Source organism: Parasphingorhabdus marina DSM 22363, assembly GCF_900128895.1.
Taxonomy (GTDB): domain Bacteria; phylum Pseudomonadota; class Alphaproteobacteria; order Sphingomonadales; family Sphingomonadaceae; genus Parasphingorhabdus; species Parasphingorhabdus marina.
Genome location: NZ_FSQW01000001.1, coordinates 38,725 through 51,742 on the forward strand (window position 1 = coordinate 38,725; position 13,018 = coordinate 51,742).

At 58.7% G+C, this 13,018-nt stretch carries 13 protein-coding genes; 7 read left to right on the plus strand and 6 right to left on the minus strand.

What is annotated here, in order from left to right; translation table 11 throughout:
- Positions 1-67 precede the first annotated feature (67 nt).
- Positions 68-2,245: a catalase/peroxidase HPI gene (katG, locus tag BUQ90_RS00175; RefSeq protein ID WP_074203172.1), complete on the minus strand. Its 2,178-nt coding sequence runs from the start codon at positions 2,243-2,245 to the stop codon at positions 68-70.
- A 208-nt stretch (positions 2,246-2,453) separates the two neighbouring features.
- On the opposite strand from katG, the gene obgE reads away from it, so the two are divergent.
- The 4 genes from obgE to BUQ90_RS00195 all read left to right on the plus strand — a co-directional run bounded on the left by obgE (position 2,454) and on the right by BUQ90_RS00195 (position 6,703).
- Entirely contained in the window at positions 2,454-3,518 is a 1,065-nt protein-coding gene (gene obgE / locus BUQ90_RS00180; protein WP_074203173.1) for a GTPase ObgE, read from the plus strand.
- A complete protein-coding gene (gene proB / locus BUQ90_RS00185; protein WP_074203174.1) occupies positions 3,515-4,621 on the plus strand; it encodes a glutamate 5-kinase in 1,107 nt (368 codons plus the stop codon). Before obgE ends, proB begins: the two co-directional genes overlap by 4 nt.
- 23 nt (positions 4,622-4,644) lie before the next feature.
- A complete protein-coding gene (locus tag BUQ90_RS00190) occupies positions 4,645-5,574 on the plus strand; it encodes an NAD-dependent epimerase/dehydratase family protein (RefSeq protein ID WP_204244717.1) in 930 nt (309 codons plus the stop codon).
- A gap of 64 nt (positions 5,575-5,638) precedes the next feature.
- The gene (locus tag BUQ90_RS00195) at positions 5,639-6,703 is read left to right on the plus strand and encodes a hypothetical protein (protein WP_074203175.1); all 1,065 of its coding nucleotides are present in this window, start codon (positions 5,639-5,641) and stop codon (positions 6,701-6,703) included.
- Positions 6,704-6,713: 10 nt separating this feature from the next.
- On the opposite strand, the gene BUQ90_RS00200 is transcribed toward BUQ90_RS00195, so the two are convergent.
- Positions 6,714-7,304, minus strand: a complete 591-nt coding sequence (locus BUQ90_RS00200; RefSeq protein ID WP_239447317.1) for a Pycsar system effector family protein — start codon at positions 7,302-7,304, stop codon at positions 6,714-6,716.
- 51 nt (positions 7,305-7,355) lie between these two features.
- On the minus strand, positions 7,356-7,898 hold the full coding sequence (locus BUQ90_RS00205) for a Pycsar system effector family protein (RefSeq protein ID WP_074203176.1): 543 nt from the start codon (positions 7,896-7,898) through the stop codon (positions 7,356-7,358).
- A 135-nt stretch (positions 7,899-8,033) separates the two neighbouring features.
- Between BUQ90_RS00205 and BUQ90_RS00210 the strand changes: the two genes are divergently transcribed.
- The 3 genes from BUQ90_RS00210 to BUQ90_RS00220 all read left to right on the plus strand — a co-directional run bounded on the left by BUQ90_RS00210 (position 8,034) and on the right by BUQ90_RS00220 (position 10,402).
- The gene (locus tag BUQ90_RS00210; RefSeq protein ID WP_074204761.1) at positions 8,034-8,279 is read left to right on the plus strand and encodes an acyl carrier protein; all 246 of its coding nucleotides are present in this window, start codon (positions 8,034-8,036) and stop codon (positions 8,277-8,279) included.
- Between the two features lie 109 nt (positions 8,280-8,388).
- The gene (gene spt, locus BUQ90_RS00215; RefSeq protein ID WP_074204762.1) at positions 8,389-9,588 is read left to right on the plus strand and encodes a serine palmitoyltransferase; all 1,200 of its coding nucleotides are present in this window, start codon (positions 8,389-8,391) and stop codon (positions 9,586-9,588) included.
- 10 nt (positions 9,589-9,598) lie between these two features.
- On the plus strand, positions 9,599-10,402 hold the full coding sequence (locus BUQ90_RS00220) for an enoyl-CoA hydratase/isomerase family protein (RefSeq protein ID WP_074203177.1): 804 nt from the start codon (positions 9,599-9,601) through the stop codon (positions 10,400-10,402).
- Between the two features lie 84 nt (positions 10,403-10,486).
- Here the strand turns inward: BUQ90_RS00220 and BUQ90_RS00225 are convergent, their stop codons facing one another.
- The 3 genes from BUQ90_RS00225 to BUQ90_RS00235 are packed head-to-tail and all read right to left on the minus strand — an operon-like array spanning position 10,487 to position 12,895.
- The gene (locus BUQ90_RS00225) at positions 10,487-11,389 is read right to left on the minus strand and encodes a hypothetical protein (protein ID WP_074204763.1); all 903 of its coding nucleotides are present in this window, start codon (positions 11,387-11,389) and stop codon (positions 10,487-10,489) included.
- 14 nt (positions 11,390-11,403) lie between these two features.
- Positions 11,404-12,378, minus strand: a complete 975-nt coding sequence (locus BUQ90_RS00230; RefSeq protein WP_074203178.1) for a diacylglycerol/lipid kinase family protein — start codon at positions 12,376-12,378, stop codon at positions 11,404-11,406.
- Positions 12,379-12,412: 34 nt separating this feature from the next.
- Entirely contained in the window at positions 12,413-12,895 is a 483-nt protein-coding gene (locus tag BUQ90_RS00235; RefSeq protein WP_074203179.1) for a DUF2141 domain-containing protein, read from the minus strand.
- Positions 12,896-13,018: the final 123 nt, after the last annotated feature.

Genomic DNA, 13,018 nt, shown 5'->3' on the forward strand with positions numbered 1-13,018 from the left:
TCGCCCGGATGTTTCGCGCGGGTATCCCGGCCGGTCGGGGGCTTCCGGCCGGGATTTTCACAAGGTCTTAACGGTGCAGGTCGAACCGGTCGAGGTTCATCACCTTGTCCCAGGCCGCAACAAAGTCTTTGACAAACTTGTCCTGGGCGTCGCTGGCGCCATAGACCTCTGCAACATTGCGCAGGATCGAGTTGGATCCGAACACCAGATCATTGCGGGTGCCGGTCCATTTCACTTCGCCGGTTGCCCGATCACGGCCTTCAAAATGGCTTTCCGCATCCGAAGTCGCTTTCCATTCTGTCGCCATGTCAAGCAGGTTGACGAAGAAATCATTTGTCAGTTGACCCGGACGATCGGTGAAGATGCCGTTGGATGATCCGTCGGCATTGGCACCCAGCGCCCGCATCCCGCCAACCAGCACGGTCATTTCCGGTGCAGTGAGCGTGAGCAGCGCTGCCCGATCAACCAGCGTGTCTTCGGCCGGTCGACGGCTGTCGACATTGAGATAGTTTCGGAAACCGTCTGCCTTGGGTTCGAGGACGTCGAACGAGTCCGCATCGGTCTGTTCGGCCGAGGCATCGGTTCGGCCGGGAGTGAACGGGACGGATATGGCCGATCCCGCGGCCTCTGCCGCTTTTTCGATGGCCGCGCAGCCGCCGAGAACGATCAGGTCCGCAAGCGACACGTCACCGGCAAAACCGGACTGGATGCCTTCCAGAACCGACAGGACTTTTTCCAGCTCGTCCGGATTGTTGACCGCCCAGTCCTTTTGCGGAGCCAGACGGATGCGAGCGCCATTGGCACCACCACGCTTGTCACTGCCACGGAAGGTCGAAGCCGAGCCCCAGGCTACCCGCACCAGTTCGGCCGTGCTCAGGCCGGACTCGAGGATCTGTGCCTTGAGAGAAGCAATATCCTGTTCTCCGATCGGTGCACCGGTCGGGGCCGGAACCGGGTCCTGCCAGATCAGCGTTTCTTCCGGAACTTCCGCTCCGATATAGCGGGCTTTGGGGCCCATGTCGCGATGGGTGAGCTTGTACCAGGCCCGGGCATAGGCATCGGCAAACTCGTCCGGATTCTCATGGAAATGCTTGGAGATCGGGCCGTAAATCGGATCCATCTTGAGCGCCATGTCCGCCGTGGTCATCATCAGCGGTTCGGTTTTCGAGGAGTCATGCGCTGCCGGCGGCTGATCCGCGTTGGAGTCGGCGGTCGGTGTCCACTGCTTGTGCCCGCTGGGGCTGGTCGTCAGTTCCCAGTCATAGCCGAGCAGAACATCGAAATAGCCATTGTCCCACTGAGTCGGGTTGACCGTCCATGCACCTTCAAAACCGGCTGTGGTCGTGTCGGCACCGCTTCCGGTTCCATGGCTGTTGAGCCAGCCAAAACCCTGGTCCGCCATCGCTCCACCTTCCGGCTCGCGTCCGACATTGTCTTCCGGTCCCGCCCCATGGCCCTTGCCGAACGTATGTCCGCCAGCCACCAGAGCGACAGTTTCATAGTCATCCATTGCCATCCGTGCGAACGTGTCACGAATGTCAAAGGCGGATGCCAGGGGATCAGGGTTGCCATTGGGTCCTTCGGGATTGACATAGATGAGACCCATCTGGACGGCACCCAGCGGCTCGGCCAGATCGCGTTCACCACTATAGCGCTCGTCACCGAGCCATTCAGTTTCCGGGCCCCAATAGATATCCTGTTCCGGTTCGTGGACGTCTTCCCGTCCGCCGCTGAAACCGAAGGTCTTGAAGCCCATCGACTCCATCGCGACATTGCCGGCGAGTATCATCAGGTCGGCCCAGGAGAGCTTGCGGCCATATTTCTGCTTGATCGGCCAAAGCAGGCGACGGGCCTTGTCGAGATTGCCATTGTCGGGCCAGCTGTTGAGCGGCGCATAACGCTGCGTGCCGGTGGAGGAACCGCCACGGCCGTCAAATGTCCGGTAGGTTCCGGCGCTGTGCCACGCCATGCGGACGAACAATCCGCCATAGTGGCCATAGTCCGCCGGCCACCAGTCCTGCGAGTCGGTCATCAATTTGGTCAGGTCTTCTTTCACTGCCGCCAGGTCAAGCGACTCGAATTCGGTCGCATAGTCGAAATCATCATCCATCGGATCGATCAGGGGAGAATTCTGGTTGAGCACCCGCAGGTTGAGCTGGTTGGGCCACCATTTCTGGTTGGCCGACTGGCCGCTGAGGTTTGTGCTTCCACCGTGCATCACGGGACATTTGTTTTGTTCTGCCATTTCAGGGGTTCCTTTTTGCTTGTGTATGACGTCGGTTTACACCCTGCCTATAAATAGACCAAGTCAATTGTCTTCCTCAGAGAGATCGATAATATCGATAAAACAATGGACAATTCCATTCAGGGCAGATCTTCTGAATGCCCGGCGACGGCCGATTAGTTGCCGCAGGGTCTGGTCTTTCCGCATCCCCTTCCCTAAATGCTGCCACATGCATTTTCTCGATCAGGCCAAGATATATGTAAGCTCCGGCGCGGGCGGGCCCGGTGCTGTCAGTTTCCGGCGCGAGAAGTATATCCAGTTCGGGGGGCCTGATGGCGGCAATGGCGGCAAGGGTGGCGACATTATTTTCCAGGCCGTGGAAGGTCTCAACACCCTGATCGACTTTCGCTATGCCCAGCATTTGCGGGCACCTCGCGGCAAGGGCGGTGCGGGTCGCAACCGGACCGGTGCCGGTGGCGAGGACCTCGTGATCAAGGTCCCGGTCGGCACACAGATATTGTCGGAAGACAAGGAACATGTGCTGCTCGATTTCACCCGCGAAGGTCAGGAAGAAGTTTTCCTCGAAGGCGGCGTCGGCGGACGCGGCAATGCCAGCTACAAAAGCGCAACCAATCGTGCCCCGCGCCAGCATCAGCCCGGGGAACCGGGGGAAGAACGCGCGGTCTGGCTACGGCTCAAGCTGATTGCCGATGCCGGGCTTGTCGGCCTGCCCAATGCCGGCAAGTCGACGCTGATCAATTTTGTCAGCAATTCAAAGGCCAAAGTCGGGGCCTATCCGTTCACGACCATCCATCCGCAACTGGGTGTGGTCCGCCACCGCAATCGCGAATTTGTGCTGGCAGATATCCCGGGGCTTATTGATGGCGCAGCCGAAGGCGCCGGCATAGGTGACCGGTTTCTCGGCCATATCGAACGCTGCAAGGTCCTTCTCCACCTGATTGATGCGACCGGAGACGATCCGGTGGCGGCCTGGAAAACGGTGACCGGAGAGCTTGAGCAATATGGAGCCGGACTTTCCGACAAACCCCAGATCCTCGCCCTGAACAAGGCGGATCTGCTGGATGACGAACTGATGGCTGCCATTGCCGATGACCTGCGCGCAGCTGGCGCCGGAGAGATCTTGCCCCTGTCCGGCGCGACCGGCGCGGGGATGGATCAGGTTCTGGATGCTGTTCTTGAAGCCATTGGCACCAGCAGCTCCATCGAAAATCAGCAGACAGCCGACGACGCGGAAGATGGCGAGGAGCCGAAAAAGGACTGGTCCCCCCTATGACGCGTCAGGGGCAGAAAATCATTGTCAAAGTCGGTTCGTCACTGCTGATCGGTGATGACGGAAAAGTGCGGCAAGCCTGGCTGGAAACACTGGTCGCTGATATCGCGGATCTGGAACAGCAAGGTCACTCGCTCATCGTCGTGTCCTCCGGTGCCATCGCGCTGGGAGCAAGACAGCTGGACCTGGAGTCCGGCGGTCGTGCCAGTCTGGCGGATGCACAAGCGGCGGCATCGGTCGGCCAGATTGCGCTGAGCAGGCTCTGGTCCACACTATTTGCCGAAAAGCAACTTACGGCGGCGCAAATGCTGCTAACCCTCGGGGACATGGAAGACCGCAAGCGCTACCTTAATGCGACAGCCACATTGGAGCGGCTCGCCGAAAAAGGTGCGATTCCGGTAATCAACGAGAATGACAGCGTGGCAACCGACGAAATCCGGTTCGGAGACAATGACCGGCTCGCCGCCCGGGTCGGGCAGGCGGCCTCGGCTGATCGCGTGATCTTGCTGTCCGATGTGGATGGCCTTTATGATCGCCGTCCCGGAAGCGAAACCGAAGGTCAGTTCATTCCCGTGGTGGAAGCCGTCGATGACAATATTCTGGCGATGGCAGACGGCACATCGTCGTCCGGCATGGGCTCCGGCGGGATGACTTCCAAACTTGAAGCGGCAAGGATTGCCAATCTCGCCGGCATCGAGCTGTCGATTATTTCCGGCCGGGAAGATCATCCGCTCAAGCGATTTGCGGAGAGCGGCACCGGAACGGTATTTCGTGCCAGCCGGTCAGAAAATGCCCGCAAAAGCTGGCTGGGCGGGCGACTGACAGCCAGCGGATCGATCACCGTGGACGCCGGTGCGGTGGAAGCCTTGCGCAGCGGTAACAGCCTGCTCGCGGCCGGAATCATTTCGCTGGACGGGCAGTTCATGCGCAGCGATGTGCTGGACATCCTCGATCCCGAAGGTCAGGTCATCGCGCGCGGGCTGGCGGAATATGATGCCATGGATTGCGCCCGGATTATCGGCCGGCACAGCTCCGAACTGGAAGCCCTGCTCGGCTATGCCCCCCGCAGCGCCGTGATCCACCGCAACCAGATGGTCCTCGTATGATGGCGGAAATCACCGGATAAGTCATGCGGACCAAACAGACACTGGCCATTACCGGAGCAACGGGTTTTGTCGGAGAGCATCTGCTCAATCTGGCGGTCCGTGCCGGATTCCCGGTTCGGGCACTCACCCGTCGGCGCCAGGACGACCGGCCGAATGTCACCTGGGTTGACGGATCACTGGAAAAACCGGCGAGTCTGGACGAGCTTTGCACTGGTGCCGATGTCGTCATCCACATCGCGGGTGTGGTCAACGCACCGGATCGCCAGGGATTCGAAACGGGAAATGTTGCGGGAACACTGGCGATGGTTGAGGCGGCCAAAAAGGCGGGATGCAAGAGGTTCCTGCATGTCTCCTCGCTCGCCGCCAGGCAACCCGACCTGTCGATATACGGCGAAACGAAAGCCAAAGCGGAAAAGATTGTTGCGACCAGCGGACTCGACTGGACCATCATCCGGCCACCCGCCGTGTTTGGACCCGGAGACGGCGAGATGCTCGACCTGTTCAAAATGGCAAAGCTGGGCGTGATAACGCTGCCGCCCGATGCCGATGGTGTCTTGTCGGTTATTCATGTGGATGATCTTGCCCGGGCGCTGATGACGCTGATCCCGGAACATGAAGATCTGACTGCCCGCATATTTGAAGTCGACGACGGCACTCCCGGCGGCTGGACACAGATCCAGTTTGCCCGGGAGATCGGCAAGGCGGTCGGCAACAAAAAGGTCCGGACAATCGGCATGCCGCGGGCCTTACTTAAGTTCGGGGCCAAGGCGGACCGGTTTTTCCGCAAGGACAAGGCCAAGCTCACCGCGGACCGGGTCAGCTATTTCTGCCATGATGACTGGACCATCGATCCGGCGAAGCGCCTGCCCCACCAGCTTTGGGTTCCCAAAATCGAAACCGAAAAAGGGCTGCGGGACACGGCGCAATGGTACCGCCTTAATGACTGGATGTAGCGCGAAGCATCTGATAGCGTTGAAAAACATGAAGTAGGGTCGCCTTTGAAAAGAGGATACTCGGATGGATGGTTTCGTAGGGAAACACTGGGTTTTGTTGCCTCGCCTGCTTCTTCTTGTTGCCGGGCTGGCCTGTATCAGCAGCACCCCTGTGCGAGCAAAGGACCGCGTCACACCGCTGTTCGCCAGCGATGAACTTCTCACGGTCGAGCTGGCCGGCCCGATCAAGACGATTGCAAAGCGCGCGGCCAAGTCGATCGATCCTCAAGATGCAGTTCTGCAAGCCAATGGCGAAACCCATAATATCGCCCTGTCGGCGCGGGGTGTCTCGCGGCGGAAACGCGAGAATTGCGTCTTCCCGCCCCTGCGCATCCGGTTTGCAGAAAAACCATCCAAAGGATCGCTTTTCCACAAACAGCGCAGCATCAAGCTGGTCACGCACTGCAAGGACAAGGATCGCAACGAGCAGGTGCTCTTGCGCGAATATGCGACCTATCGCCTGTACAATCTCATGACCCCGGAAAGCCTGAAAGTCCGGCTGGCCAGATTGCGGTACCGCGACGGCGAAACGGTTGTGGCAGAACGATACGGCTTCTTTATTGAAGATATTGATGATGCCGCGCGGCGATTGGGCGGCAAGGAAATCGACATTCCGCGAACCTCGGTCTCGGCACTCAGCGTTCCTGCAGCAGCGCGCTACACGCTGTTCCAGTACATGATCGGCAATACGGACTGGGCCATGATTGCCGGCCCGCCGGGATCCGACTGTTGCCACAATTCCAAACTGGTTGGCCAGAACAAGGCTGCGCGGTCTGATCTGATCCCGGTTCCCTATGATTTCGACAATGCGGGGATCGTCAATGCCCCCTATGCCGTCCCGGCCGACGTGCTGCCGATCCGGTCAGTGCGGCAACGCTACTATCGCGGACATTGCCGGATGAACGAAGCGGTGAAACAGGCCGTTCCGGAATTTCTGTCGCGGCGCGCCGCTGTTGAAGGCGAGATTGCTTCGATCACTGTCCTGAGTGAGGATTCCCGAAAACAGATGCGCGCCTATCTGGGCGAGTTTTTCGATCAGGTGCAAAGCGCGGACTCAATCGACAGGAAATTGTTCAAAACCTGTCGGTAGGATGCGGCATTCAAAGCAGCGGACCGGCGAGCTTTTCCAGCACATAGACCGCAAAGGTCAGCGTCAGTCCGATCAGGAACACCCGGTAAGCCAGGCCCAGATAGCGATATTTCTTGTTCGCAAGCACCATTCCCATCTGGTGGATATCGAGCGACATCGCCCGGTAGACCTCGTCCTGATCCGAAAGATGACTGTCCACCAGCTTGTCGTAAAAGCTGTCGGCATCAAGTTCGCTAAAATTTCCAAAGAACAGCCAGTTGCGCTGGCCGCTTGCGGGGGTTCCGGTTTGCGGCAGCACCGCCAGAGCGCCAAAACCCGCAGCGGCGAATGCGGTGCCAGCCAGGATCAGCAAGGGAAGCGAGAAAGCTTCGTTCGCACCCTGTCCGATCGCGAGCGTGAACACGACAAAAGTCGCACCGATCAGCATATTGGCTTTCTGGTCCGCCATCATGCTCAATTGCACATGATGCTGCTGTGTCGTGCGCAATAGAGTCACCGCCTCTTTCGGCCACTTCTTCTTTGGGGCCACAGGCGCTTCCGGCTGTTTTGGGCTTACGGATTCTTCCGGCTGCTGCACAGTGGGCGGGCTCAACGGTTCCATTATCACTCCCGTATCAATTTGCGGCGACCAGTTCTGCGAAATACTAGGCGATCAGGTCGTCCCAAGCAACGGCCCGGACACCTGTTCAACCAGATATGTAACAAAAGTCAGCGACAAGCCAATCAGGAACACCCGATAAGCCAGTCCCAGATAGCGATATTTCTTTTTCTCCAGAACCAGACCCATCTGGTAAATATCGCGCAACATGGTGCGATAGACCTGTTCCTGCTCTCGCAGATTCCGGGCCAGAAGCTGGTCCTTGAACTCCTCTTCCGACATCTGGGAAAAAGCACCAAAAAATAATATGTTGGGATTTGCGCCTGCTCTGATTTTGGTAGCCGGCATCACCGCAATCGCCGCCAATCCGGCTGCAGAAAAGGCTGAAATGGCGAGAATCAGCAATGGCAGGGAAAAGCTGCTGACATGGCTCTGGCCAATGGCGAGAGTAAACACGACGAAAGTCGCACCGATAAGCATGTTGGCCTTGTGATCGGCCATCAGGCTGAGCTGCACATGATGCTGTTGCGTTGTCCGGAGCAGCTGGATGACCTCGGCTGGCCATTCCTGCCCGGGCGAGTCGCTGTCAGCCGCCATAGTTCCCTCCTGCTTCGCCACAAACTCGCACAACTAGCCTAATTGGGCAAGTTGATGCCCCGTTTCCGCCTTATTCCCTTGCCAATGGGGCGCATGGGTTGGCAAAGGTCAATCACAACAATGCAGGAAACACACATGGCAAGTCGCGAACAGATAATGGAAAAAGTGGAAGGTCTGATCGGTCCTTTCAACAACAAGGGCGTCGAGCTCAAGGAAGAGACCACATTTGCAAATGATCTCGAATGGGACAGCCTGACCGTGATGGATTTCGTGGCCGCTGTCGAAGACGAGTTTGACATCATCATCACGATGAACATGCAGGCCGAGATCGAGAATGTAGGCCAGCTCGCCGATGCTGTCGCGAAACTGATGGATAACTGAACAGGGAATGATAAGCGTCATGCCGGACTATGTTCGGCATCCCGGAGGGCCGGTCGGCCATTCGGGAAGACCCTGAATCACATTCGGGATGACGCAGGGACGCCAGGACATGACTGATTTGCTTTCGAAATTTGACCCGCTGATCGAGGAGCGTGAAACCCTTCTCGCGACCGGCGTAAAAGACCCGTTCTCGCTGGTGATGGAAGAGGTGCTTTCGCCCACTGTGGCGATTTGCAATGGCCGGGAAACCATTTTGCTGGGTACCTATAATTATATGGGCATGACCTTTGACGATGACGTCCGGCAAGCCGGGCTCAAGGCACTCGAGGACTTCGGTTCCGGCACCACCGGCAGCCGCGTGCTCAACGGTACCTACAGCCCGCACAAGGATTGCGAAGAGGCGCTCAAGGAATTTTACGCCATGGATCATGCCATGGTGTTTTCCACCGGCTACCAGGCCAATCTCGGGATCATATCAACGCTGGCCGGGAAGGGCGACTATGTCATTCTCGACATCGACAGCCATGCCTCCATCTATGACGGCTGCGCCATGGGCAATGCCGAGATTGTCGCGTTCCGCCACAATGATGCCGAAGCGCTCGAAAAGCGGCTCAAACGCCTGCCCGCAGAGGCCGGCAAGCTGGTTGTGCTCGAAGGCGTCTATTCGATGCTCGGTGACGTGGCCCCGCTGAAGGAAATGATCCGCATCTGCAAGGAAAACGGCGCGATGACACTGGTCGACGAAGCCCACAGCATGGGCTTTATCGGCGAGAATGGTCGCGGCGTGGTTGAAGATCAGGGCGTGATTGACGATGTCGACTTCATCATCGGCACCTTCTCGAAAAGTGTCGGCACGGTTGGTGGCTTTTGTGTATCCAACCATCCGAAATTCGAGATCATGCGGCTGGTCTGCCGGCCCTATGTCTTTACCGCCTCGCTGCCACCCAGCGTGATGGCCACCGCCAGCACCTCGATCCGCAAGCTTATGCATTCGGGGAACAAGCGTGCACATCTCTGGGAAAACAGCAAGAAACTCCACAAGGGCCTGCGCGATCTGGGATTCGAACTGGGCACGCCGGAAGCACAAAGCGCGATCATCGCGGTGATCATGCCCAATCTCGAAAAGGGCGCCATGATGTGGCAGGCGCTGCTCGAGGAAGGACTATACGTCAACCTCGCCCGCCCGCCCGCAACTCCTGCAAACATGACCCTGCTCCGCTGCTCGCTCTGCGCGGAACATACCAGTGAGCAGGTCGACCAGATCCTCGGCATGTTTGAAGCAGCCGGAAAAGCGGTGGGCGCGATTTAGGGGCGGCTGCATGGATACCAAAAATCCCACATTGCTTGTCGAACAGCGCGGGCCGATTGAAATTCTCTCGCTGAACCGGCCGGACAAGCTCAACACGATGAACGAAGACATGATCTTCGCATTGCAGGACTATTTTCGCGAATTGCAGAACCGGCATGAGGTGCGGGTCGTGCTGTTCCGCGCCGAGGGGCGGGCCTTTTGCGCCGGTCTCGACATCGGTGCCTGGCAGAATGACGGGTCCCGCGGGCAGGTCCAGCATGTCTGGCGGACACAGCGCCATATCGCGACCGTGATGCAGCTGATGCGACAATGTCCGCAGCCGATCATCGCGCTCGCCCAGGGTGCGGCCTGTGGCGGCGGCTTTTCCCTGCTGCTGGCAAGTGATGTCCGCTATGGCGCGCCGGACCTGAAAATGAATGCCGCCTATATCAAGATCGGCCTCGGCGGATGTGACATGGGGTCGAGCTATTTCCTGCCCCGTCTGGTCGGCTCCTCGCTGGCTTCGGAACTGATATTGACCGGCCGGTTCCTGCACGCGGAACGCGCCGGGAAAGCCGGGCTGATCAGCGAAGTGGTGGATGCGGATCAGCTGCTCTCCACCGGCCTCGCGCTCGCCGAAGAGATGCTCGACACTGCGCCCATGGGCTTGCGCTTGTCCAAGGATGCGCTCAACCGCAATATCGACGCGCAAAGTTTCGAAGCGGCGCTCGCGATTGAGGACCGGCAGCAGGTGATGCTCAGCATGACCGAGGACAGCCGCGAAGCGGCGAAAGCCTTTTTCGCCAAGCGGAAGCCGGACTACAAGGACCGGTAGCTTGTTCCGTCACCCCAGCGAAGGCTGGGGTCTCTGGCGTGTTTCAAAGCCGCCTGAGATACCAGCCTTCGCTGGGGTGACGCGTTACTTGATCGCGCCGCCCGCAATCAGTCGGGGCAGCATCGTCAGCGCGCCGAGGATTGGCCATTTGCGCTGCCAGGGTTTGATCACATAGTCGGTCCCCGCATGGCGGTTGATCTTCCAGGCCAGATAATCGATCCCGCCGGCATAGGTCCCCGACGCCTTGGCCAGGCGGGCCAGTGTCAGCAGCTTGCCATTCCGGCGCAGGGCCTTCCAGCGTTTCTCGGCCGCAGGCGTGGTCAGGTTCAGGGCCTCCGCCGGATCCTGCTGCTGCATCGTGACCATGGTCGCCAGGCCGATGCGATCATAGCGTCCCGGATCCGCGTCCACGACCGAGCCTGGGCGATTGGCACGTTCTGCACGCAATTCGGCACCATAGGTGAGCTCAAATCCGTGGCGATAGATACGCTCGGGCGTTTGCGGCTGTGTCCCCAGCACGGGAATGGTCAGCTCGAACAGCGTGATCGACGCCTGTTCGATCGCGGCCACCGCCTTGTCCCGGGCGACATCGTCGGCGCTCCAGACAAGCCGTGACGGCTGGGCAAAGCGGGCCCAGACGCTGACCGCACTGGCCTCTGGCCGGTTCAGCCGGAGAAAGTCCGCTTCGCTGAGCACGGCCACCTTGGCGACCAGGCCGTCATGTTCGGCGGGAAACACATTGGGCGGCAGCAGCCGGTTCGCCCCCACCAGCCAGCTTTTCCCGTATGCGGCTTCATAGCTGGACACGATCAGATAGAAATCGAGCATTTGCCCGTCCAGCTCAGTGGTGCGCAAACAGGAACCATAGAACAGGACCGCGCGGGCGGCCTCGCCATATTGCGCAGCAATGTCGGCGGCAAAATCCGACACACGCACATCGACGGGTTCCGCCAGCTCTTCAGTGATCAGGGGTGTCAGGTCGCTCACGCGAAGGCCCTGGCTCAAGCGGCAAGCTTCAGAAAGGAAACCGGCTTGGTCGATTTGAGGACAATCGGACGGCCCTCCTGGGCGCGGAACAGCTCGCCGTCCATCAGCACATTGCTGTTTTTCCCTTCAATGCGGATCGTGTCACCCTGCTCGAAATGAATGCCCTTCTGTCGCTTCTGTCCGAGGCGGCCGGATATGACCGCGAACAGGAACCGCAAAATGGCACCCGCCTGCTGATCAATCGCAACCAGCTGCATGCGGCCGCGAATTTTCTTGCTGCGCGCAAAACGTCGCATCAGCAGCAATTTCTCAAGAGTGGTTACGATCAGCACCGCAAAATTACCCTGATACTCGCCTTCCCGGATCAGCGAGATCTTCACTGGCGAAGGCCGGTTGGGCAGGAATTTCGCGCGCAGGCCAAACAGGACTGAAGCCAGCGCGGCAATCGCCGTCAGCACATGTGCCGCCGCATTGGGCAGACCCAGAGGATAGATTTTATGGCGGCAATAAAGAATGAATTCCGAGAGGCCGGCACCGCCGAGGAACATGCCGAGCACCACCTTGCTGTCCTTGCTGCCGTCCGAAAGGGCAATCAGCTCGCGATCAACCAGATGCTCGTGCAGGTCATGTTTGGCCATCTCGACAATGCGTTCGAGCGCCTTGAGCGGGTCGCCTTCTGCGCCAAGATCGAGCGCGATCAGATTGGTTTTGCCGTTGGGCAGGACCGCCACCGGCGGCGGATTGTCTCCGAAATGGCCGCCCTGATGAAGCTCGGTTAGCGCCGCCTGAACCGTCCCGTCGCCGCCATTGATGACCAGCACTTTTGGCTTGACCCGGGCAATGGTTTCCAGCGCTCTCGCTATTTCGTCGACTGTATCGACTTCATAGTGAAATACATCGCTCGTCTTGACACAATAGGAGCGCACCTCGGGCAGAATCGCCCGGTTTCCCGTGGAGTTGGGATTGGAGAGGAGCGCGACATTGGCCATTAGCTGCGGCCTGCCAAACGAGAGAGGGTCTGGATCATCTGTATTTCATCCGGATATTGATGGATTTCACTTCATTGCCGACGGCAAAGGCGGTTTTCTTGTAGCTTGGCTTGCCAAGATTGAAGATGTTGATGCTGGGGTTATTCGACATTCCGCCACCATCGCTGAAGATGTCAGTCTTGCCATTATTGTTGATATCATGGCGAACCGCGACGGCGTAATTTCCTGCAGCTTCAATCGGCAGACAGAATTGCATGTCACCCTTGCGCGCAGGCACTTCGACCCGGTGCAGCCAGGCGCCTTTCTTGAGCCATTCCGATTTGGTGCCGCGATAGGTCTGCACCCGCATCATGCCGGTTCCGGCCTTGACGCCGCTGATCTTGACCAGCACGGCAGAGCCGTTGCTGCCATTGCAGCGGCTGAGGTCGTTGTCGATTTTCTGACGACCGGCTTCGGCAGGGGCGGCAGCCACCAGAATCAGGGTTGAAAGGGCAGAAACTGCTGCAATTTTCAACATGACGAGAATACTCCTAGACGTTATACACCCACCTGTACTCCGGCGGGTGATGGTATTTGCCCCTTTAATAGCGATTCATATGACCTTGATTTGCGGCAGAAACATGGTGAGAGGGCGACGATA